This window comes from Treponema bryantii NK4A124 (assembly GCF_000421345.1).
Taxonomy (GTDB): domain Bacteria; phylum Spirochaetota; class Spirochaetia; order Treponematales; family Treponemataceae; genus Treponema_D; species Treponema_D bryantii_B.
Genome location: NZ_ATWV01000002.1, coordinates 257,488 through 279,835, shown reverse-complemented (window position 1 = coordinate 279,835; position 22,348 = coordinate 257,488). Strand labels below are relative to the sequence as shown.

General features: G+C 41.2%; 25 protein-coding genes. 3 read left to right on the top strand and 22 right to left on the bottom strand.

Annotated features, from left to right (window positions below):
- The 13 genes from G626_RS0102790 to tpiA all read right to left on the bottom strand — a co-directional run bounded on the left by G626_RS0102790 (position 1) and on the right by tpiA (position 12,467).
- Positions 1-1,758, bottom strand: a complete 1,758-nt coding sequence (locus G626_RS0102790) for a V-type ATP synthase subunit A (protein WP_022931272.1) — start codon at positions 1,756-1,758, stop codon at positions 1-3.
- A complete protein-coding gene (locus G626_RS17195) occupies positions 1,755-2,375 on the bottom strand; it encodes a V-type ATP synthase subunit E family protein (RefSeq protein WP_022931271.1) in 621 nt (206 codons plus the stop codon). The genes G626_RS0102790 and G626_RS17195 overlap by 4 nt, the downstream gene beginning before the upstream one ends.
- Position 2,376: 1 nt before the next feature.
- Positions 2,377-2,709, bottom strand: coding sequence for a V-type ATP synthase subunit F (locus tag G626_RS0102780; RefSeq protein ID WP_022931270.1), 333 nt, complete (start codon positions 2,707-2,709; stop codon positions 2,377-2,379).
- A 22-nt stretch (positions 2,710-2,731) separates the two neighbouring features.
- Complete coding sequence (locus G626_RS0102775; RefSeq protein WP_022931269.1) at positions 2,732-3,031, bottom strand: ATP synthase subunit C; 300 nt, start codon at positions 3,029-3,031, stop codon at positions 2,732-2,734.
- 126 nt (positions 3,032-3,157) lie between these two features.
- On the bottom strand, positions 3,158-5,173 hold the full coding sequence (locus G626_RS0102770) for a V-type ATP synthase subunit I (RefSeq protein ID WP_022931268.1): 2,016 nt from the start codon (positions 5,171-5,173) through the stop codon (positions 3,158-3,160).
- Positions 5,166-6,182 (bottom strand): V0D/AC39 family V-type ATPase subunit, encoded by a 1,017-nt coding sequence (locus tag G626_RS0102765; protein ID WP_022931267.1) that lies wholly within the window; start codon positions 6,180-6,182, stop codon positions 5,166-5,168. The genes G626_RS0102770 and G626_RS0102765 overlap by 8 nt, the downstream gene beginning before the upstream one ends.
- A 28-nt stretch (positions 6,183-6,210) precedes the next feature.
- Positions 6,211-6,522 (bottom strand): hypothetical protein, encoded by a 312-nt coding sequence (locus G626_RS0102760; protein ID WP_022931266.1) that lies wholly within the window; start codon positions 6,520-6,522, stop codon positions 6,211-6,213.
- A gap of 57 nt (positions 6,523-6,579) precedes the next feature.
- Positions 6,580-7,050 carry a PTS sugar transporter subunit IIA gene (locus G626_RS0102755; RefSeq protein WP_022931265.1) on the bottom strand — a complete coding sequence of 157 codons (471 nt, stop codon included), beginning with the start codon at positions 7,048-7,050 and terminating at the stop codon, positions 6,580-6,582.
- Between the two features lie 10 nt (positions 7,051-7,060).
- Positions 7,061-7,396, bottom strand: a complete 336-nt coding sequence (gene secG / locus G626_RS15165; protein ID WP_022931264.1) for a preprotein translocase subunit SecG — start codon at positions 7,394-7,396, stop codon at positions 7,061-7,063.
- 169 nt (positions 7,397-7,565) lie between these two features.
- A complete protein-coding gene (locus tag G626_RS0102745) occupies positions 7,566-9,332 on the bottom strand; it encodes a hypothetical protein (protein WP_022931263.1) in 1,767 nt (588 codons plus the stop codon).
- A gap of 41 nt (positions 9,333-9,373) precedes the next feature.
- A complete protein-coding gene (locus G626_RS0102740; protein WP_022931262.1) occupies positions 9,374-9,823 on the bottom strand; it encodes a hypothetical protein in 450 nt (149 codons plus the stop codon).
- Positions 9,823-11,454: a WD40 repeat domain-containing protein gene (locus tag G626_RS0102735; protein ID WP_022931261.1), complete on the bottom strand. Its 1,632-nt coding sequence runs from the start codon at positions 11,452-11,454 to the stop codon at positions 9,823-9,825. Before G626_RS0102735 ends, G626_RS0102740 begins: the two co-directional genes overlap by 1 nt.
- Positions 11,455-11,717: 263 nt before the next feature.
- Positions 11,718-12,467 carry a triose-phosphate isomerase gene (tpiA, locus tag G626_RS0102730; protein WP_022931260.1) on the bottom strand — a complete coding sequence of 250 codons (750 nt, stop codon included), beginning with the start codon at positions 12,465-12,467 and terminating at the stop codon, positions 11,718-11,720.
- A 116-nt stretch (positions 12,468-12,583) separates the two neighbouring features.
- Here tpiA and G626_RS17190 point away from each other — a divergent pair, with 116 nt between their 5' ends.
- Positions 12,584-13,735, top strand: a complete 1,152-nt coding sequence (locus tag G626_RS17190) for a GGDEF domain-containing protein (protein WP_022931259.1) — start codon at positions 12,584-12,586, stop codon at positions 13,733-13,735.
- A gap of 196 nt (positions 13,736-13,931) precedes the next feature.
- On the opposite strand, the gene G626_RS0102720 is transcribed toward G626_RS17190, so the two are convergent.
- From G626_RS0102720 to G626_RS0102710, 3 genes are all read right to left on the bottom strand, one after another.
- Positions 13,932-15,200, bottom strand: a complete 1,269-nt coding sequence (locus G626_RS0102720; protein ID WP_022931258.1) for a phosphoglycerate kinase — start codon at positions 15,198-15,200, stop codon at positions 13,932-13,934.
- 98 nt (positions 15,201-15,298) lie between these two features.
- Positions 15,299-15,706, bottom strand: coding sequence for a type II toxin-antitoxin system VapC family toxin (locus G626_RS0102715; RefSeq protein ID WP_022931257.1), 408 nt, complete (start codon positions 15,704-15,706; stop codon positions 15,299-15,301).
- Between the two features lie 10 nt (positions 15,707-15,716).
- Positions 15,717-15,962, bottom strand: a complete 246-nt coding sequence (locus G626_RS0102710; RefSeq protein ID WP_022931256.1) for a type II toxin-antitoxin system Phd/YefM family antitoxin — start codon at positions 15,960-15,962, stop codon at positions 15,717-15,719.
- Positions 15,963-16,089: 127 nt separating this feature from the next.
- Here G626_RS0102710 and G626_RS0102705 point away from each other — a divergent pair, with 127 nt between their 5' ends.
- Complete coding sequence (locus G626_RS0102705; RefSeq protein ID WP_022931255.1) at positions 16,090-17,094, top strand: radical SAM/SPASM domain-containing protein; 1,005 nt, start codon at positions 16,090-16,092, stop codon at positions 17,092-17,094.
- Between the two features lie 95 nt (positions 17,095-17,189).
- Here G626_RS0102705 and G626_RS0102700 read toward each other — a convergent pair whose 3' ends face one another.
- The gene (locus G626_RS0102700; RefSeq protein WP_022931254.1) at positions 17,190-17,750 is read right to left on the bottom strand and encodes a hypothetical protein; all 561 of its coding nucleotides are present in this window, start codon (positions 17,748-17,750) and stop codon (positions 17,190-17,192) included.
- A 59-nt stretch (positions 17,751-17,809) separates the two neighbouring features.
- On the opposite strand from G626_RS0102700, the gene G626_RS0102695 reads away from it, so the two are divergent.
- Positions 17,810-18,004 carry a hypothetical protein gene (locus G626_RS0102695; RefSeq protein ID WP_022931253.1) on the top strand — a complete coding sequence of 65 codons (195 nt, stop codon included), beginning with the start codon at positions 17,810-17,812 and terminating at the stop codon, positions 18,002-18,004.
- Here the strand turns inward: G626_RS0102695 and G626_RS0102690 are convergent.
- From G626_RS0102690 to G626_RS0102670, 5 genes are all read right to left on the bottom strand, one after another.
- Positions 17,994-18,260, bottom strand: a complete 267-nt coding sequence (locus G626_RS0102690) for a hypothetical protein (protein ID WP_022931252.1) — start codon at positions 18,258-18,260, stop codon at positions 17,994-17,996. The two genes, G626_RS0102695 and G626_RS0102690, sit on opposite strands and share 11 nt — an antisense overlap.
- A gap of 8 nt (positions 18,261-18,268) precedes the next feature.
- The gene (locus G626_RS0102685) at positions 18,269-19,318 is read right to left on the bottom strand and encodes a helix-turn-helix transcriptional regulator (RefSeq protein WP_022931251.1); all 1,050 of its coding nucleotides are present in this window, start codon (positions 19,316-19,318) and stop codon (positions 18,269-18,271) included.
- Between the two features lie 3 nt (positions 19,319-19,321).
- On the bottom strand, positions 19,322-20,905 hold the full coding sequence (locus G626_RS0102680) for an ATP-binding protein (RefSeq protein ID WP_022931250.1): 1,584 nt from the start codon (positions 20,903-20,905) through the stop codon (positions 19,322-19,324).
- Between the two features lie 135 nt (positions 20,906-21,040).
- A complete protein-coding gene (locus tag G626_RS0102675) occupies positions 21,041-21,496 on the bottom strand; it encodes a hypothetical protein (protein ID WP_022931249.1) in 456 nt (151 codons plus the stop codon).
- A 144-nt stretch (positions 21,497-21,640) separates the two neighbouring features.
- Entirely contained in the window at positions 21,641-22,255 is a 615-nt protein-coding gene (locus G626_RS0102670; protein WP_022931248.1) for a hypothetical protein, read from the bottom strand.
- Positions 22,256-22,348 lie beyond the last annotated feature (93 nt).

The following is a 22,348-nucleotide window of genomic DNA, read 5'->3' as shown; positions in this document are numbered from 1 at the left end:
CTAGCGATAAAGCCGCTCTACTTCACTAATCTGAGAATCAAGATGATTCTTGATTTCGTTGATTTTGTCCATCTCTTCGTTTTTGTAAACCATTTTGATTCGGACAATTTCATCGCAAACTGGAAGAGCCACAACCTGAGAAAGAGTTGCTCCGGCCTTAATGCAGGCTGCAGCCCTCTTGTAATATTCCATCATCAGTTCAAGTATGGCAATCTGCTTATCTGTTGAACAATACTTATCAATATCATCAAAAGCATTCTGCTGAAGGAAGCCGTTCTTAATCATTTCTGCAACTCTTAAGACAAGGCGTTCGCTGTCTGGCAGAGCATCAGGTCCGATAAGGCGGACAATCTGCTGAAGACGGTTTTCATTCTTCAAAAGCTCAAGAGCTTCCTGACGCAGACTTCCCCAGAGAGGATTATGAACTTCCCACCAGTCGCGTACTTCATCAGCATATTCTGAGTAAGAATCAATCCAGCCGATAGCAGGATAATGGCGGGCGTTTGCAAGCTCACGGTCCAGAGCCCAGAAGCAGCGGATAAAGCGCTTTGTATGCTGGGTAACAGGCTCAGAAAAGTCACCACCAGGAGGAGATACCGCACCAATTACGCTGACAGAACCTTCCTGTCCTTCAAGGGAAATTACTCGGCCTGCACGTTCATAGAAAGAAGCAAGGCGGGTTGGCAGATAAGCCGGGAAGCCTTCTTCTGCAGGCATCTCTTCCATACGGCCGGAAAGCTCACGCAAAGCTTCGGCCCAGCGGGAAGTTGAGTCTGCCATGATTGCAACATGCATACCCATATCGCGGAAATATTCTGCAAGAGTGATTCCCGAATAAAGGGAAACTTCTCGCGCCGCAACCGGCATGTTAGAAGTATTTGCTATGAGGATTGTTCGCTCCATAATTGAGCGGCCGGTACGAGGGTCAATAAGTTCAGGGAACTCAGTGAGTACCTCGGTCATTTCGTTTCCGCGTTCACCACATCCGATATATACGATTAAATCTGCATCACACCATTTTGCAACGGCATGCTGAGTCATTGTTTTTCCGGTTCCGAAGCCGCCAGGAATGGCTGCTGTACCACCCTTACTCAAAGGGAAGAAAACATCGATTACGCGCTGACCGGTAATAAGAGGTTCTGTAACGCCAAGCTTTGCACTGTAAGGACGAGGCTTACGAACAGGCCAGTACTGGGCCAGCTGAATTTCTTCATCAAGTTCTGTGGTGGCAATTACGTCATTTACTGTGTAGTCGCCTGTGCCTTTGAAGCTCTTAAGAGAGCGGCCACGAATTGTCGGCGGCACCATTATTTTTTCTGTGATTGATTCAGTTTCTTTTACAGTTCCAAGCACCATACCAGGCTTAATTGGAGTACCCTCGCCTATGCCTTCTACAGCATCAAAATGCCAGACCTTGCTTTCATCCAGAGGCTGAGTTCTTTCGCCCGGCAGCAAAAATCCGCCTGACTGTTCATACATTGCCTTAAGCGGACGCTGAATACCGTCATAAATATTTCCAACTACACCAGGGCCAAGGCGTAGAGAAAGAGGTCTCTGTGTACACACAACCTTTTCACCAATATGCATACCGGTGTCTTCCTCGTAAACCTGAATGGTTGCGTTTCCCTTGTTCTGGCGGATAATTTCACCGATGAGTTTTTTCTCACCAACATCAACTACATCATAAAGACCGCAGCCGTCCAATCCTTCTGCATAAACGATAGGACCAGAGATGCGGGTAATTTTTCCTTCTATCATATTTGGCCTCCGAACAAGGTGGCAGAAAGTTCTGAACGTTTTGTGTCGAGAAGCTTTGCTATTACTTCGCTTAAGGTAAGGCGGCAGCGGAAGTTTTTATCTTCTGATTCAAGAATAATTCCCTGAGGCTTTTCAAGTCCAATTTCATCTTCAAGAGTTTCTGCGCCAAACTTTGTTTCTGAAACAGAAGCGAGCTTGCTGCCAAGTTTTTCAGACAGAAACTTTTTTGCACCCGAAAGAGAAAAACCGTAAACAAAAGCATTAAGCTTAAGGTCTGTCTTAAAATTAAAATCGCGTGCAACAAGGGCAAGTCTTTTTTCTTCTGAAAGCCCTTCCAGATATTTATTTATATTCTGAATAACAGCATTTTGAATAAAGGAAACCTTAAAGCGTTCTTTTTCCAGAGGCACTACTGCCATGCGGTCTTTTTCAAAGGCTTCCAGTTTATGAGCGAAAAATTCTTCTTTTTCCTGCTTTGCTTTTTCAATATCAGAATCAACTGAAGCAAGCAGTTTTTCGCAGTCTAAATCGGCCTTTGCCAGCATGCGCTCCGCTTTTTTTCGTGCATCTGCCTGAATCTCTTTATCCAGAATATCTGTAGATCGTAATTCCTGCATTCTAAACCTCAACACCTACGGCTTCTTTAATTGCATCAGAAAGGGTCTTCTTACCCTTGAGATGTCCGTTCAAGCCGGGTACTTCTACTATCAGAGGAAATTTTCCTGTTTTCTGCCACGCGATTTCTTCGTCTTCAATATAACTTGCCGCCTGCTCCGTTAAAATGAGCACGCGGGGAATTTCTCCGGAAGGGACATTTACAATTCCACCCTTGCCGGTTACGCGGTTAAAGGCATCCAGAACCTCGGCTCTGTTTTCTGCCACCGCACCATCAATTCCAGTCAGCTTAAAGGCAAGAACTAATTCGCGTTCACCAATTATATAAAATTTCAAAAGGCTCCCCTGCCAATCCTTTTTATCTGAAGAGGATAAGAACTGCTACGAGCATACCCCAGAGACAGATACCTTCTGCAAGACCTACGAAAGGAAGTGCCTTACCAGAAAGCTCAGGATTTTCGCTCATTGCGCCCATTGCAGCAGCACCAATTTTTCCTACTGCCATACCACCGGCGATACAGGCAAGACCTACGGCAATTGAAGCTGCGAGGTATTTCATTGCACCAGCTGATGAAGCTGCAGCAGCAGCGGTATCCTCAGCAAAAAGTGCTGCACTAGCACCAAGCAAAGTGATGAAAGATAAAATTTTCTTTTTCATAAAAATACTCCTATATCATATATGCCTCCCGGTTGAAAAGACGCCAGATAACGGGAATGATGTTATCTGGTATCTTTTCAACCTTCGGCATATAAAAAGTTAGTCTATATAAATAAACTTTTCCCTTTACTTCATCTCGAAACGGAAAGGTTTGAACTCTTTACCAGTTTCATGGAAGAACTTGCTGAAGAATTCGTAATACTGAAGACGTATTACCTGAATTGCAACAATCATTCCTTCCAGTACAATTATGAGCGCATTGCCGGCAATCAGAACTATGATTCCGCCGATGCTGCCCGGTCCGCCAACCATATTGGTAAGCGTAAGAATTGTAAAATTCAAAACTGCGTGAGAAAGCGCAAAGGCACCAACACGCACAAAACTTACGGTATTTGAAAGATAGCCCGAAATAACTTCGATAATTTCTACAAGGCTGGAAATTATATATGTACCAAAGCCGTTTTCAAAAAGAGGCTTTTTACCTTCCATTGCCCGCTCAAAAGGTTCAGCGAAGGCAGCAAAGAAAAGAGACACGGCAATTATGATTATGTCGTAAGCGGCAACAGTATGTTTTGCAAGAACAATGCGAAGTACAAGGGCAACTACATACCAGAAGAAAACAGCTCCGGCAATTCCGTTTTTACCAAAAATTGCTTCGGCATATCTTTTGCGCATAAAGTTATTGATGATGTTCAAAAGCAGGCCGCAGGTATTGATTACAAAACCAATTGCAACTGCAACACCAAAGACACCAAACATTACATAAATTGATTTAGGATCTGCAGAAGGCATAAGGTGTAAAATCGGTGCATGAGGCTTTCCGAAAAGACCTGTTACAAATTCTGCAAATGGTTCAAGTACAGTCTCTGTTCCAAAGAACTCACCTGTCAAAAGTCCCATAATCGAACTTGATACACCAATAGCCATAAAAATCGGCGCAAACTTATTCCATACTCCAACCTTTATTACCTTGCAGGCCATAAGAATTCCAAAAAGAACAAAGAAGAGGCCCTGGCCAAAATCTCCGAACATAATTCCAAAGAGGATTGTAAAGAAAACTGCAACAAAAGGTGTCGGGTCTATTGCTCCGTAAACCGGAGAACCGTATGAGAAAATCATACGTTCAAAGCTCTTTACAAGCTTACCGTGTTCAAGCTTTACAGGTACCTGTTCTTTTCCGGATATAACAGAAGGAACTTCATAAGGCTCATAAGCACGAATGGCAATACGTCCTTCTGTAAGCTCGTCCAGCCCCTTCATATAACTTTCTGTTTCACTGGCAGGAATCCAGCCGGTAATACGGTATACAAGCTCGGTAGACTCAAGGCGGCGGGTAACATCTTCAATCTGAACGGCAATTGTAAAACAGCCTAGAAGATGCTCCAGCTGTGCCCGGTGAGTTTCTGCAAAGTTTGCTTTTTCTGTATTCAATTCTTCAAGCAGCTTTTCTGCCTGTACTTTCTTTTCTTCAAGTCCTTTTAGTGCAGATTCCGGAACTCCCTTAAAATCAGCAGGAACTTCAAGCTCAACAAAGTTATGATTTTTAAGCTCTGCATCAAGAGCAAAGCGGCCTTTCTTAGAAGATGCAACAAGAATGTGAGAAGCATCGTTTCCAAGCTTGATTACTACAGCAGAACCTTCCAGGCGGTCTTTTAAATCTTCAAACTTATCTTCCGGAATGCGACCTATCCTGAGAGACAAAAAGGAAAGATGCTCCAGTTCAGAATAAGAAACCTGAAGATTTGAAAAAGCCATAGCTTCTTTATATGCATCGTTTACCTTTGTGGCTTCATCAGTTGCTTCTGAAAGTCTTGTTTTAAGCTGAGTATAAGCGGCAATTACGTCTGCAGCCTTTTTGCGGTCTTCGTCGCGGGGAGCAGAACAGTTTTTAATATCATAAGCGGCATCTTCAAAACCAAGCTCTTTGTAAGCTTTTAAAAGGCCGTCGTAAAACTGAGAATCTATATTAAGGGCATCTGCAGAAGAATCTTCGGCAGGTGAAGGACCCGCTCCTGCAGAGCTTTCTTTTAGCTTAGACTGAAACTGAAAATTTTCGTTTTTACCTATATATTCTATTACCGACGAAATATCATCTTTAAGAACCATAAGCTCCAGAAGTGTCATTTCTGCAGTTCTAGCCATTTATACCTCCAATAGCATCCATTGCTTCTTCGGGATTTACATTTAATCTTATACTTTCAACAGCAGTACGTATACAGCTGAGTTCAAATTCCTTCATTTTATACCAGCCGATAAGACTGGCAGGCTCGCCCGGAAACTGATGAAAAAGCATTGCTGCCTTTCTGTTTATTTCCACGCGGTTTCTTTTTTCAATCCAGATTGGATCTATCTGCCATACAGTGCCCGGCTCATAAGGATTTACCAGAGAAGCATATCTCCAGTTACTCCATACCTCATATTCATCAAGAGGCCAGTCGAGAATCTTCAAGGCAGGGGCCGCAATAGGGTCTGAGTGGCCAGGCTTATCAGTTACATAAATCAGATTTTTGGTTATGTCTTCTGCCTTCATATTATAATAAAGTCTGAGGCGTAAAACCCAGACAATATTTTTTATTATAAACTCCTGGCGGTAAAGCTTAAGCAGAGCCTCCCCCGCTTCTCCCTTCTGTCTTGCAGCAGAGTCCCAGAGATGACGGCAGATTTGAATATCAATTTTAAAATCCAGTTCCTGCTGCTCATGAATTCCAGGTACTTTATTATACCATGAAAATGGGCTTCCCTTAGTTATTTTTTTGATATCAGGCCAGGCTGCATAATTCAGGGAAGAATAATTTTTTAAGCTGATTACTGCAGGACATTTTGGCTCCCCTTTACACAGGGCAGCACCAAGTTCCTTAAGATTTTCTCCGTCATACATAAGAAGCTGATCTTTCAGAACCTCTTCCGGCTTATCGTAAAGGCTTATAAAATTAACAAATTGATTTGTAAAATCAGAAAATGCTTTTTCTTCAATCTGCTGGGAAAGCATTACCTCTGGAACCATAGGAGGCTGACTGCGAAAAAGAAGAGTCCATAATTCTCCAAGACTTTTTGCAGCAAAAAGCTTTTGAGCGCGTTTACCTGTAAATGATTTGCCTAAGATTCCATTTGCCTTTGCAAAGATGTAAGCACCAGCACCAGTCTTATCCATAAAGGAACTCCTAATTCAGACCAGCTTATTAAAAAATCAGCTTGTCGAGCAAAGACGAAAAAGCTTCGTAATCCTGGGCTTTTGCTTCAAGCGATTCTTTATAGGAATCAATTTCTTTCTGATATTTTTCTGCTATTGAATTATGATTTGTCTGATATTCAGCTTCGAGAGAGGCCGCAATCTGATCGTAGCGGGCCTTATATTCTGAATTATATTTTACACGGGCTTCGGAAAGGCGGCGGTCTACTTCCTGAGCGGCGTCGTTTATAAGCGCCGAGGCATTTTTTTCAACCTCAAGAAGATGATTGATGGCATCTATTTCCATTGTTGTTTCAGACATCCTTACCGCCTCCTCTACTATTGTGGTTTCGATACGGCTTCGCCTACTCAACCACCGTTACATTTCCAAAGATTCTATAAGCTCATAAACTTCCTGCGAAGTTTTAGCCTGCAAAACATTTTTTACAAAATCCGGCTTGCTCACTATTTCAAGAATATCTCTTAAAACATGAAGGTGAGTCTCGGTATCTTTTTCTTCAAAAAGGATTTCAAAAATTACATTAACTACAGGATGCTCAGGGTTTGTTTCCGGTTCGGGAGTTTCAAACTCAATTCCCGAACGGCTGATTCCCATAGCAACCAGAGTTGTTCCCGCAGAAGAGCATAAAGCGTGGGGAACAGCTACGAAAGGAAAAACAGCAGTAGACATTTTCTCTTCCCTTGCGATAAGGGCATCCATTGCCTCCCGTCTGTTTAAGTCGGGATTTTTAGCAACCAGGATCTCGAGAAGTTCCGCAAAGCTTTCTTCTTTTTCGGAACTCTCCAGCCCTACTTTTATGCTGGCCGGAGAAATGAAACTGCTGAGCATTCAAGGCTCCTTAGTTAGCAGATTCTGATTCTGCCCACCAGTCAGCTGAAGTGCTTTCTGCAGCAGATTCTGTTGATTCAACTGCTGTTGCTGGAACGAGGTCCTTATCGAGCTTAGGCTTTTTATTTACCATAGCAAGAGCAAAAGAAAGAGCAAAGAAAAGGAAAACTAATACGAAAGTTGTCTTGGTAAGAACACTTGCAGAATGTGAACCAAATGCAGCAGTTCCACGACCACCAAGAAGTCCCATTCCGTTTTCACCGTCGTCCTGAATTGAAACAAGAAGAACCAGCAAAAGACAAACGATTACAAAAAATACCAGAAGAACAACGCCAATTGTACCCATAAATAATATCTCCAAAAATTTTTAATCAAATAAAGTGTATTATATTTTAGTGAAAACAGGGGCTTTCGTCAATGTTTCGACCACAAATAACAGCCACAAAAAAGCCGGAAGGGAGAGGTCCGATCCGGCTCTTTCTATACATAAAAAGAAATTTATATACTTCTAACTATTATTCCTGAACATCAACTGTTATCAAAATTGGATTACAAGAGTATGTTCTTTCGCCAATCTGACATGTTACAGAAACGTAGAAGTTTCCACCATTCTTGAAGTTAGAAAGGCTACATTCACAAGATTTAGCATTTGTAGCAGAAGCCTTTTCTTCTGAGCTTACATATACCGCCATCTTTGTAATATCAGCAGCAGCAATATCTTCGTCAGTAATAGCAAAAGTAAGGCTTGAATTCCAGATATTTGCATTAACACCTGCATTTCCGCCGGCATTACCATCAGAATTCTTTGTTTTAACAACAAAAGTATTACCTGTCTGTGTAACACGATTTGAATCAGGCTTTGTAACTGATACTGTTAATGTCTTAGATTTTTCTACATCATCCAAATTAAAACTGAAGTTTGTATCGTCATTAAGGTAAGTTGCGTACAAATCAATATTAGAGAAATCAGTTGCAGCAATACTTGGCGCAGCACCCGTTGAATCTACCCAGCCGCTGAAGTTATGACCATTATATTTAAGATCACTTGCGGCAGGAGTCCAGAGTGTAAAGGTACTTGCTCTTGGATATGTTACATAATCAAAATTATCTCTTGTAGAACCTTCATATTTTCCACCATTCAGGTGATATACGAATCTCTGCTGGTTTACTGTGTTATCTGCAGCAAAATCCGCAGAATCTTCGCGAGGTGCTTTACCAGATTCACCAGCATTGTTCTTTGCAGTTAATTCCATTTCATAAAGGTGACCAGTTTCGAGTTTAAGCTTACAAGACTTTGTTGACATACCAAGAGTGCCTTCAACCCAGTAAGTTGTATCACCATAGAAATCATTATCAAATTTCTTAAGAAGAACATTACTTCCTGAATCTGCATTATAGAGATACAAAACAAAGTTTTCTTCATTAAATGATTTATCACTCCAAGCAAGATCTACTACATAGTACTGACCTTTAGCTGCATCTGTATCAAGGGTTACCGTAAATCCTTCTGGTGCATCTGGAGGTGTAAGAAGACCATCCAGAGTTGCAGTACCTGTAGTTTCACGACCAGGACGGATATTGATTACATCTGACCAGGCACCAAGAGATTCGTCATTTTCATTAAGAGGGAAGAATTTAATAATATAGTCACCAGCAGGAATATCACTACCTGTAATTTCTATAATTTTTGGATTATTAGCAGGAGCAGTTCCTGATGTAAGAGAATACAAAAGTTTGTCTGTATTTACATCATAAAGACCAGATTCGTATTTTGTCATTACTGTTGAAGGAACTGTTAATGTAACTTTAAGAGAACCGTTTCCTGTAAGATTCTTTGAAGAAAGATTAAATACAACTCCGCTGTTAGCCTTTCTTAAGTCTACAGTTGTCATACCTCTTAAAACTTCTTTACCATCAAGCTTTGCATGCAATACAAGATACCAGACATCATACTCAAGGGCAATTCTTGTGGTTGATTTATCATCATCATCAAACTCAATAGCCTGTTTTGCCAGTTCATAATTGCGGGCAGATTTACCTTCAATTTCAAAGGTTAATCCTTCCTTTGATGAAATAGGATCTGGAGCAATAGTACGTTTACTATTTACAGAATTAGATTTTTTTGTATAACCATCATATCCAGTAATACCAATAGACAGCACGCACTTGTCGCCTGCATCCGAACCTTCTGCGCTTGCATCTTCCAATGCAACGTTTGAACAACCTGCAAATAGCATAACTGCTGCTGCAGCCAAAAGCAAACTCTTAAATTTACTTTTCATTTTTCCTCCGCGCCGGTTACATGCCGGCATTTTTTTTATTTTTATTCTATTGTTATGAAAACCATTGCTGTATCTGTATACGTTTTACCAGAAGCCTCTGTAAGCGTAAGAGTCAGCTTGTTTTCTTTATCTGAATTGAAAACTCCAGGAGCTGTATAACACAACACTCTTTCATTTCCAACAACAGTCTCTTTCATATAGTCCTTTCCATTGGAATCTTTACATGGAATATGGGCTTTCCATTCATACACACAGCCTTCCCCACCCTCTGGTGCAGTAAACATTGTTACTGAACCGTCAATCATACTCACAATTTCATCCAGCATCTGACCTTCTTCAAAAGTACTGCTGCCGGTTGTGTATGGTTCCGGTTCTTTATACCCTTTTGAAAAATATGAACTGTTAAAATCTTCAATCATCTGGTCGTAAGAATTATCACAGCCCGCAAAAACAAAAAGAACAACAGCTATTATCAAAAAAAACTTTTTCATTATTTCTCTCCCCATCGGAAAGCATAGCCTGCATAAAGCGAAGGACTGAACTTTCCCAATGTGTCGTATTCAATATTCAAATCAAATTCAAACCATTTAATCTGCATTCCGGCTCCAACAGCTGCAAAAAAAGAAAAAACCGGGTCTCCCAGAATGTAATTTCCGCCATTTATAAGAGTAAGAGAGGACATTTTTGCGCCCATTTTCAAGGTTGTAAGGATTCTTATTTCATTATTCCATGGCGAAAAAGCATAACCTGCCGGTGCATAAAGAGTTGCAGAAAACAGTTTTGGCGCATCTACATACTCACCCCCAAGCTTGTATGTGGCAGGATATTCATTACGAGGAAATCCGACTGCAAGACTGAGCCCGCCTCCCACAAAAAACGGCGAAATTGCTTCGGAATAAAGATATTCGCCGCGAAGATTTACAGAAAGCAGATAAGGCTTTGTCATATAGTTTGTTCCGGCGCAGACAGAAAGGCTTGAAAACTTCTGATGTATAAAGTTCCCCTCACCTTTGCCGGCTAGAGCAGCATCCGTAACAAGCATTGAAGTGTCATCAAGATATGGAAGGGGTTCTATAAGACAAATTTTTCCATCAGAATAACCTGCGTACATAAGATCAGACGAAGCATCAAACTCAAAGGCTGTAAATGCAGCATCCCCGCCATCTTCCCGAACGGCACTTGTAACCGAAAGTGGTCTGCGAGAAGAAATGCTGTAAACCATTACTTCATTCTTATCGTTTCTGATTGCAAGAAGATCCGGATCTTTAAGAGGCTTAATTGCGGTAATAGGACGACCGGTCAAAATTGAATAAAGAGTATTTCCCGAAAAATCTGAAATACGGAAGGAGTTTCTGCTGTCCAGACTGACTATATAGACTGAATCATCTGTAAAACAGACAGGAACTCTCGCACGTGCATATATTCCTTTTAAATGAGTGATGCGCGAAGTTGTATAAGAATTCCAGATATAAGCCTCGCCATCAGTTGAAACCGTGGCCAGATAATCTCCATTCTTACTGAATTCAAGCCCGTAAACTGGAGTTCTATGAGTATTAATTGTATGTGAAATAGAAGAAGCTGTTGAACGAAGACGGAAGTGAACCTGAACAGAATTATCATTAAAAGCAGCTGCTACATAGTCTGAATTGCTGCTGAATGAAACTGCCGTAAGTTTTTTTCTTCCTGAAACATCGGAACAATCGGCAGAATAATAGGGTTCACCCTCTTCAAAACACCAGCCTTCATCAAGTTTTATAAGTTTTCTTACAACAAACTGTCCGTTATCCGTTATTACGGCAAAAAAGTCATTTTCACCTTCAGAATAAAAATAAAATCTGGAAAGTTTTCCGTCATAAAACTTTTCTATCGGGGTAAAAGTCTTTGCGTCATAAACAGTAATACTATTTTCATCAGAAGCGGCAAGAAGAGTTCCAGCTGCATTCTGAACAATCTGAGAAACAGAACCAAAGCAGGCATCAAAACTGGATTCTATAACTGCGGCGGTATTTTCTGCTTCTACTTCAATTTCTGGAACAGTTTCTACCTCTGTTTCCTGCCCAGAGAGAAGACTTGTGTTTAATATAAGAAAAAAACTTACTGATACAAGAATTGTTTTTCTCATAACCCTATCCGATAAAATCCTTTTGAACCTTGTATCAGATAATAGCAACTTACGAAAAACTTGTAGTCAGTAAATACGCATAAAAAATGATGAATTTTTCACAAGCCAACAATCGAAAATCCGTTAAAAAAAGAAACCGATGGCTATGCAGTTGTTAACTACATCAAACCATCGGTTTTTAGATCCCGAAACTAGTTCGGGATGACGTAAAGTTGTACTTGTTTCGGGATGACGTCATGCTGAACTTGTTTCAGCATCTATAATTAGAGTACACAAATAGGTACAAATGTCTCAGCTTTAAGGCTTGCTCCACCAATCAAACCACCGTCGATATCTGGCTGAGCGAGAAGCTCTGGAGCGTTAGAAGCCTTCATAGATCCACCGTACTGGATAATTACTTCATCAGCTACTTTCTGATTGTAAAGTTTTGCGATGTAACCGCGGATGAACTTGTGGATAGCCTGAGCATCATCCGGAGTAGCAGTTTTACCTGTACCGATAGCCCAAACCGGTTCGTAAGCGATTGTTACGTTCTTCATCTGCTCTTCTGTAACACCTGCGAGACCTGCAGAAAGCTGGAATGCACAAACCTGTTCAGCTTCACCAGCTTCGCGTTCGCTCAAAAGCTCACCGATACAAAGATCAACTTCGAGACCGCTTGCAAGTGCCTTGCGAACCTTCTTGTTGATAAGTTCATCAGACTCACCAATTTCGTGACGGCGCTCTGAGTGTCCGAGGATTACACACTGACATCCAATATCCTTGAGCATAGCGCAGGAAACTTCACCTGTGTGAGCTCCGTTATCTGTAGCAGCACAGTCCTGAGCTGCAAGAATGATGTTTGACCCCTTTACAACCTGAGCTACTGCATCGAGGTATACAAAAGGAACACCAATCATATATTTATTTGTTTTTCCCTTCAACTGTTCAACAAGGTCTTTTGCGAGTGCAACAGCCTCAGCCTTTGTTGTGTTCATCTTCCAGTTACCAGCAATATAATGTGTTCTTGCCATAATTATGACTCCTTTTATTTTAGATTGCTTCGGCTTACGGCCTCGCAATGACATGATTATTTATTTTAATAAATTTAATTGAGACTTTCAACATTGTGGGTGTATAATATAAATCTATGGATCATAACTACACAGTAACGATTGCAGTCTGTGTTATCAGCATGATTATTCTCGCAATTGACGCCGGCAAGAATACCATTCTTAATAAAGATGACATCAAATGGTTCAGAATTACTTTTATTCTTGCTGCTCTCGGAGCAATTTGTGAATATCTGGGCGTTTTAGCTGATAAAACAAATTTCTGTTCTCCAAAGATTCACTGGTTCATAACCTTTTCCGAATTTTGTATTTCTCCTTATCTTGGTGTCTGCCTGGCCCGCAGCAGCGGAATGAAGCATTCAATCAGATTCATGCTGGGCTTTATGACTCTTAATGTCGTCGTTGAAATTATTTCCCTTTTTACAGGAATTGTTTTTTATATTGATTCCAGCGGAATCTTCCACAGAGGCCCGGCCTATGCCTCTTATCTTATCTTCTGTGCTATAGATTTTGGTTATGTGCTTTTTGTTTTTATTCTGATTGGAATAAGATCTAAGCTTCGTTATTTGATTAACATTCTTTTAATTACTTCCATTATGATAGTAGGAAATGTTGCAAATGCCATAGACGGAAGTATTAATTCCGGCTACATGAGTATTTGTGTTACGGCTATCCTTCTCTACATTTTAGTTCAAACTATTTTGCGCCACCTTATGATAGAAACAATCAATATGGAAAAGGATATTTCTAATCATGATGCGCTTACCAGGGTTATGAGCCGAGTTTCCTTTGAAAACAAAATCAGAGATTTTGATAAAGAGATTTCTTCTCAGGCTGATTCTCTCGAATTTGCCATCTGCGAATGTGACTTAAATAATCTTAAAATCGTAAATGACAGCTTCGGCCACGACAGTGGTGACGCATACATAATCGGCTGCTGTAAGACAATCTGTGATATTTTTAAGCACAGTCCAGTCTTCAGAATTGGCGGAGATGAGTTTGTTGCAATTCTGCAGAATGATGATTATGAAAACATAGAACGTCTGAAACAGATTGTTGACGATGTTACCAGAAGCGAAATCACAAAAGACTGCCCTCTTGTTGAAAAGAAATCTTTTGCAGCAGGCTTTGCGATTTACGATTCAACAAGCGACAAATGCTTTAATGATGTTATGAAGCGTGCAGATACAGAAATGTACGAAAACAAGAAAATGCTGAAGAGTTTGTAGTCGATGCCGAAATGGCTTCTGTGACTACGCTATGATTTGACACGCAGCGAAGCTGTCGTGTCGAAATTGATTTCTCCCGCAGACCGAAGGTCTGTCGGGAGATTAAACATTTTACACGGCAGTCAGCTTGACTGACTGTCCGTGTGAAAGTCGGTCGCTAGCGCGACCTTACCGAGTTTTACTTCGTAAAACTCGACTATTTTGTTGCAAGGATTGCGATACCAGGCAATGTCTTTCCTTCGAGGAATTCGAGAGAAGCTCCACCACCAGTTGAAACGTGGCTCATCTTGTCTGCAAGGTTGAACTTGTTTACAGCGGCAACAGAGTCACCACCACCAACTACAGTCATAGCACCCTTAGATGTTGCTTCTGCAACGAGGCGGGCTACAGCTTCAGTTCCCTTTGCGAAGTTTTCGAACTCGAATACTCCAACAGGTCCGTTCCATACGATAGACTTTGAAGCAAGAATTGCGTTCTTGTAAAGTTCAACAGTCTTAGGACCAACATCCATACCCATAAGGTTATCTGGAAGATCAACTGCATCAACTGCAACTGGATCCTTATCAGCAAATTCAGCACCACCAACATGGTCAACAGGAAGAAGAATCTTAACTCCAGCCTTTTCAGCCTTTGCAAGAAGATCCTTTGCTGTATCGAGGAAGTCATCTTCAACAAGAGACTTACCGATTGAGTGTCCCTGTGCCTTGAGGAAGGTATAAGCCATACCACCACCAATAATGAGTGTAGAAGCATTCTTCATAAGGCTTTCGAGAACAGCGATCTTTGAAGAAACCTTAGCACCACCGATGATTGCAGTCATTGGTTTTTCTGGGTTTGTTACCATTGGCTGAATGTATTTAACTTCTTTTTCCATGAGGAAGCCGCCAACAGAAGGAACTGGCATGAACTTTGCGATAGAAGCTGTAGAAGCCTGATCGCGGTGAGCTGTACCGAAAGCATCGTTTACGAAGATGTCTCCGTATGTAGCAAGCTCTTTTGCCATTACATCGCGTTCTGCAGGATCTTTAGAAGTTTCTTCCTTGTGGAAGCGAACGTTCTCGAGCATTGCAACAGCTCCTTCTGGAAGAGCGTCGATTGCAGCCTTCTGTCCGAGAGCATCTGGGAGGAAAGTAACAGGCTTTCCGAGTTTTGAAGCGAAATATTCTACAACCGGCTTCATGCGGTTCTTTCCGTTGATGAACTTTTCAGCATCAGCGTCTGTCCAGGTCTTTCCAGCCTTTTCAGCTTTTTCCTGAGCCTTTTTTACGTCCTTTTTAGGGTCTCCAAGGTGAGACATAAGAACGAGAGAACGTGGGTTCTGCTCGAGAATGTATTTAATAGTAGGAAGTGCAGCCATGATACGAGTATCATCCTGTACAACTCCGTCCTTCATTGGTACGTTGAAGTCTACACGCATAATGATGCGCTTGCCTTTCAAGTCTACGTCTTTAACGGTCTTAATCATCGTTTAACTCCTTATATTTACCCCACAAACAATGCAGGGAAATTTACGATATATAATAAAATATAATGAGTTTTATAGACAAATTCAATGTAAAAAAATTAGACTTCGACAAGGCAAGGCTCGTTATAGCCGCGGAGCAGAGAATCGTGAGTCAAAAATGTAAAACCTTCTGCTTTTGCCTGCGAAATAAGAATACGGTCAAAAGGGTCATTATGATAAGGAGCAGCTTCATCGCGTACAAGACCAGCAAGCTCAGCCACATGCAAATCATCTATAGGTAGCTTGTGATAACCTGATTGCTCGCAGTAATGCATGAATTCTATTCCAGAAATTGGCATCTTCTTTATATCATATTTAATCTGAACTTCCCACATAGAAGCTATGCTGTAATAAATCGATCCAATATTTTCTTTAATCAAGTTTTTGGCTTTTTGCGAAAGCCTTTCATCACCTAAAATCATCCAAAGTATAATATGCGTATCAAGCAGTATTTCATTTCTTCTCATAAAAATCCTCCTAGTCTATCATTCCAAACATACGAGCAATTTCTTCATCAGGCTCATCAAAATCATCTGGAATCGTAAACTTTCCTTTTGCAATTCCAAAAATGTCATCAAATGATTTCGGCTTATCATAAAGCACAACCTTAGCCACCGGCTTTCCCGCCCTCGCAATAATCACCTCTTTTTCTTCCTTGCGCTCAAGCATTGCAATAATCTTAGAAAAATTAGTTTTTGCTTCCAAAACATTCATCTGGCACATAGGAAACCTCCTTATACAAATTAGTCAGCTTAGCCTTAGTCAATCTGACTAGATTTTATAGTGTAATTCGCAATGTGTCAATAAAAATCGTCTTGACCCGAAATCATTTCTTTCACATAATAATTCTATGAAATCAAAAGGCTTCCACCCCACCGAAATTATTTTTTCAACAACCACCGCCTGCAACCTGCACTGCGAGCATTGTTTTATAAACCGCACTCCTCACAAACTGGAAATTGCAGATGCTGTAAGATTGATTGAAAGCTGCGTGGAAAGCGGCAGTGACATTGACCACATCGGTTTTTCGGGCGGCGAGCCTTTTTTGTATATGGATTTTTTGATTGAAGTAACTAAAGCTGCAATTTCTCACGACCTGATGTTTGACCAGATTATGACAAACGGCGACTGGTGGCGTGACGAGTCAGACCTTACCGCCACACTTCAAAAATTATACGACGCCGGCTACGACGGAAAAATCGGCCTCAGCTGGGATTCCTACCACGGACAAACTACCGAACGTATGGAAGCTTTTATCCGCAAGGTTCGGGAGATTTTTGGCGAAGATTCGATAAATATTCAGACAGTGGAAGAAGAAAAACAAGTGGTTTCGATACGTCCTTCGGACTACTCAACCACCGGCGGTACAGAAAACACGGTGGTTGAGTGCCCGCAAAGCGGGTGTATCGAAACCACCATAGAACGTCGTCATGCTGAACTTGTTTCAGCATCTACTAGAAGACCCCGAAACAAGTTCGGGGTGACAGAGTTCCACCTGCCCCGCACCTACACCTCAGACGACCCACGAGCCTGGCAGGCCCGCCGCTGGTTCAAGGAAGATTACTGTCAGGGCCCGGGCAACATTCTCTACGTTCACGCAGACGGAAACATAGCCCCATGCTGCGGTTTTGCAAACGAAAATCCCGCCCTCTTCATAGGCACAATCCACGACAGCTTCGAAACTATCATTCAAAAAGCCGCCGCTAATCCGATGATAAAAATCTGCTACGAAGAAGGACTTTCCCACTACCGCCGCCACGGCCTAAAAAATCTGCTCCGTTCAAAAAAAAGAAAAACTACCAGGCAAATGCAGCGATATCTGCAGTTTCTGCGATTACGTCTGCAAGAAATGTAATTAAACTTCCACTATACATCAAGAAAAAAAACGCTGTACTCACAGAAAATACATTCCCTGCAAGCACAGCGATATATAGCTTTAGCAATTGTTTTTTAGAATCTAAACGCAATTCCAAGATTAAAAGTTGGAGCAATTAAAAATCTTACCGATGCATCATCCTTTAATTTTACTTCTGTTTTGCCAGAATCCAATGATACTTCTTCTATATCATCACCAGTGTAGCCTGTAGTACCCATGGCTGCAAATTCCATCTTAAAAGCACAACGATTATTTTTACGAGAACCAGGCTCCCAGCCGATTCTTAAATCAGCAGGAATAAAAGCAGCACCTCCAAGCTTATTAATTCCAACGCCAGTTCCATAAGTTACATACCAGTCACCAAACCAGAATGAACCAAAACCGATAATGTTTGCAGAAGCACCCAATGCTTTAGTGAAAAATGCGTGATCTACGAAACTTATTCCAGCCCCAACATCCCATCTGAAAGTATCATTAATACGGAAAAGATATGCACCTCTTGCTTCAACTTCTGCATTAGAAATACCAAAACCAAGATCCGCTTCAACTCGTATTGGACGATCAGGACTTTCCAAAGCAAAAAGACCAACACAGAATGCCAGGCATACTGCCAAAGCACAAATTAATTTTTTCATAAAATACCCCTTTTTATGTTTGTTTCAATTGATATTATAGTCACTCACTTATTCATTTAATGACTAGGTATAATTTTTTAAATACTTTCCGACATCTTTTTTACAACTTCTTTCCAATCTGCTACGAAGAAAGCCTTTCCCACTACCGCCGCCACGGCATAAAAAAATCGCTGCGCTCACAGGGAAAAAAGCTTCCCGGCACCACAGGCGACATTTGTACTCTCTGCGATTTTGTATGTAAAACTATTTCTTAGTTATATTAATTTTTAGTATTTTATTTTCATGCTCTACCGCAATATAACCTGTAGTTGAAGTTGCACTTGGAATAACAACTGAATATTTAAAAATTTGAGTAGTTGCAACATAACTGCCATCTGACTGTTTCTCTACATCGTAAGGAAGTTTTTGCCCCTTTTGGAGTCGGAAGTCATCATCTCCACCAAAGAAAAGATCTTCTACATTTTCACATCTACAAATAGTAGTTCCATTATAGTCAACCTTATCAAACACAAGTAGTTTTATTCTGACATTTTACGAACAGTTTCTTTCCATTGTTCAACAAACCAGTCAGGCTCGAGGGGGCGGGCATTTTCGCCAAAGGAAAGCAGCCATCTGAAAATTGGAATCCACTGGGAACTGGTAAAGGAAATTACAGTTGTGCCTTCCTTTTGATTTTCTTCTATTTCCTGATTATCAGACCAGACACACTCTCTGACTATGCTGCGGGCTTCACCAGAAAATTCAAGCTTAAAATCATAGGCCTCGTCATACTGAAAGGCACCAAAACGCCCCTCTTCAAAAGCTTCTCGAAAACGGAAATTTGCCGGCAGGTCGAAAGTTTTTGAAGTTATCACCTGAACATTGTGCATTTTTGAAAGCTTATAAAGGCGGGGGCCGGGCACTCTTGGATTACTTGATGCAGCGTACAAATACATGCTGCCGCTGTCAAAGACGAGCTGAAAGGGCATGATTTTTCTGTGCCTCTCTTCCGGCTCCCATTTGCTGAAGTAATTAAAATCAAGCAGATAATTATTTTTGATGGCTTCAAGGATTTTTTCTACCACGCCTTCGTCAATCAGCTGCTTTGGGCGCGGGGCAATGTAGAAGCGGTCTCGTATAGATGCTGAAACAAGTTCAGCATGACGCAGGCTGTCACCCTGAACTTGTTTCAGGGTCTCTTTCTCAGCATGTCTTGCAGGGATAATTTTATTCAGCAGCTTATCAAAGGCTTTGTATAGAAAATCATCATTTGAATTCTGATTCACCAGGCCTCGTATTAGCTTCAGATAAAGAATCTCATCATCACTAAAAGCCTCTGCCGGCAGTTTGAAGGGCTTGGTATAATGCCAGCCATGCAATTTTTTATCATAAGCAAGCGGCGCGCCAAGCTCGTTTTTCATGTAGCGAAAGTCGCGGCGAAGAGAACTGTCTGAAAGCAAATCATCCCGCAGCCCCAGTCGCAGAGAATCAAGAATATTTTCAAAAGAAAGCACATCTCCGCCAGCAAGTATACTGTCGATAAGGCGAAAGCGTTCCAGCTGTGAGTGCGTTGTTTTATGACCGGGCATTTTTTACCGAACTTCCCATTCAGTGCTGTTTCGTTCTGCACTACTAAAGTTCACACCAATTTTGAAGAGCCTGCGTTTGTCGGCAGAATATGGTGCGGCATAGCCCTGTTCCTCAATCTGCTTTAGTGCTTCAGCAGCGCTGACATCGCGCTTAAACTCAAAGACATAAACGTAGTCATCTGTTTCAAGTATGCAGTCTGCCCTGCCCTTTGCTGAATGAACTTCGGTTCGGGCGTATTTTCCCATCATTGTCAGAGCCATAAAAATCACATTCTGGAAATTCTGCTCTGTTATTGTCTCTGTGTCTGCACCGGCCGGATATGGCAAAAGAGCAAAGAGCGCAGTGAACCATTTCCGCATTCCATCCGTATCGCCTTCTTCTACGGCATCGTCTAAAAGATCAATATTAAAGGGAGCAGGCTTATCTTCTACATGAAGATAGCTTGGGGCAAGGGAATTTAAAAATCCGTATTTTACCTCTGCATTTGGAAAACCTAGCTTAAAGGAACGTTGCCTTTGATTCCAGCTTTTTATGGTAAGATAACCGGATTGATAAAAAAGTGGCGTTGGATCAGCAGCTTCAGGGCGGTAATCTTTTAACTCACTCTCATTTGCCTTAACTTCACACATAAACTGACGAATATCGTAATTTGCAGAATTAAGTTTATTTATAAGGAATGTAGGCGTTCCGCTTTCAAACCAGTAGCTGCCAAAATCATTTTCATTAAAACAATGCAGCAGACTAAAAGGATTATACATTCCTTCACCATCACCACTGAAATGATAACCATCATACATCCGTTTTAATTCAGCAAGAGTTTCTGATTCAGAAAAGCCGAAAGATTCTGCAAGCTTCTTTACATACGGTGCAAAAGTACCTTCCAATTCGGACTGAGAAATTCCACAAATATTATTGTATTTCGAAATCAAAGATATATCAGTAAGCTGATTCAAATCGCTGAAAATACTTACCTTGCTGAATTTTGTAACTCCGGTGAACATGTAAAAACGCAGGTACTCATCGCAATCTTTAAGGGTCGCAAAAAAGGCCTTGTACAGATTGCGGTTGGCTTCTTCCTGCCGGGGATTTACCGTCATGTTTTTTAGGAGAGGATTGTCATATTCGTCTACGAGGACAACAACCTTTCGGCCTGTTTTTTTATTTGCATTTTCCAGAGCTTTTGCAAAGCGGATGGCAAGTGTTACCTCATCGTGAGGAAGCTCATACTTTTCTTCAAAATCATTTAAAGAAGCCCTGAGCTTTTCTGCAAGACCTTCTTTCTCAGTAAATTCCCCGTCTGCAAGTGAAAAGTACATAACAGGATATTCCGCCCAGGGCTCCTTACTCTGCTCTTCCAGCTGCTCAATAGCAAGCCCAGTAAACAAATCTTTCCGACCAAGAAAATAATACTTTATAGTAGAAAGTAAAAGGCTTTTACCAAAGCGGCGGGGACGGCTTAAAAAGACAGCCCTTTGAGTGTGGGTAAGCTCATAAATCAAAGAAGTCTTATCAACATAAAGATAATCCCCTTCGCGAAGAATACTAAAATCCTGCACGCCAAGCGGTAAAAGCTGTAGTTTTTCCATAGGGATATTATAGCACAGATTTTGTTTTTTTCTATAGATAATCCGGAGCCGACAGTATTTCGGACCGTCAGTACACTACTGAGTTTTTAATCTACCCCGACTACTAAAATGAAGTCGAGGCAGACCCGTCAAAAGTTAGTTAATCTTATACTTAAGTGTGTATCCATTGTATATAAGTGTCTGGATACCATTTGATGCAGGCATCTCAGAACAGGTAATTGTAAGCATACTGTTACCGTTATCATATACGGCATTTGTACCACTTGCATTCCACTCACTATATGTGAGGAATATACCATTATCTTTTACTCCAGGGATACAGGTGATTGCTCCACAGATAAGCTTATTTCCGTTCTTTACATCACCACTGAATGCTTTTGAACAGATATGCAAATCACCATATTCATCTTTAACAAGTTTAAGAGCACCATCTGAACTCTCCGCGATAACCTTACTCTTTACTGAAGTTTCAGTGATGGCATTACTTACTGAAGTTCCAGCTCCAGTAGAATCATTTGTAGGCATACTGCAAGAAACAAAAGTTCCAGCAACCATCATCAATACAACCAAAATACTAAAAATCTTTCTCATAATTTTAATCTCCTTAATGCTATTAAAATTTGAAAAGATTATAACGGGGGGGGATAGTCATTTAATGACTAAGTAAGAAAAAAAATGATTTTTTAGAGGAGATTGTCCGGTCAAGCCGGACAATGACAAAGCGAAGGAAGCGCCCTACTTATCTTTTGTTTGCACTGTAGTGTCAGCTTTATCTTTTAGTTCATCCTTATGCCGCAGTGTATACAAGATGATTCCAAGGCACCAGAAAAAGGTTGCAATAAAATTAAAAAAGATTGCCATTCTCAAAGAAGGAACATAAATCATCGAAAGAAAGTATCCTGCAAAACCGGAAATACTGCCCGTCATATCAATCAGGTTATCATAAGAAGCACGTTCTTCACTTTTCTTAAAAAACCAGGCCTTTGCACCTTCAAAGACTTTGTCGCTGATGCCGCCGAAGAAAATGTACATGCCCATGCTGATTACCCAGAAGATGAACATGTTGAGGGTTGCTTCGGAGTAGATAAAATACAAAACACTGGCCGCCGCCTGCATGAGGAAAAATGGCAGCATCAGGGGCAAAAGTTTTTTGTTCCAGTGAGACCACATAAAGCCAAGAAGAACTCCCCCGCCCCAGCCAATTATACTTTGCAGGGAAATAAGGCGGGGAGACAAAATTGCATAAACTTCTTTATTGATTACTGCAGCAGAAAGTCCGGTGAATAAATAATAAAAGCCATCTGCAAGCAGCAGCGGCCAGTATTTTTTGGAATCAGCTATCAAAGACATATTGATATGATAGAAAAAAGAAAGCCCTGTGGCAAGACTACTCTTGTGCACAGGGCTTTCACGCTGGTGGTTTCGATACGCCCTTCGGGCTAC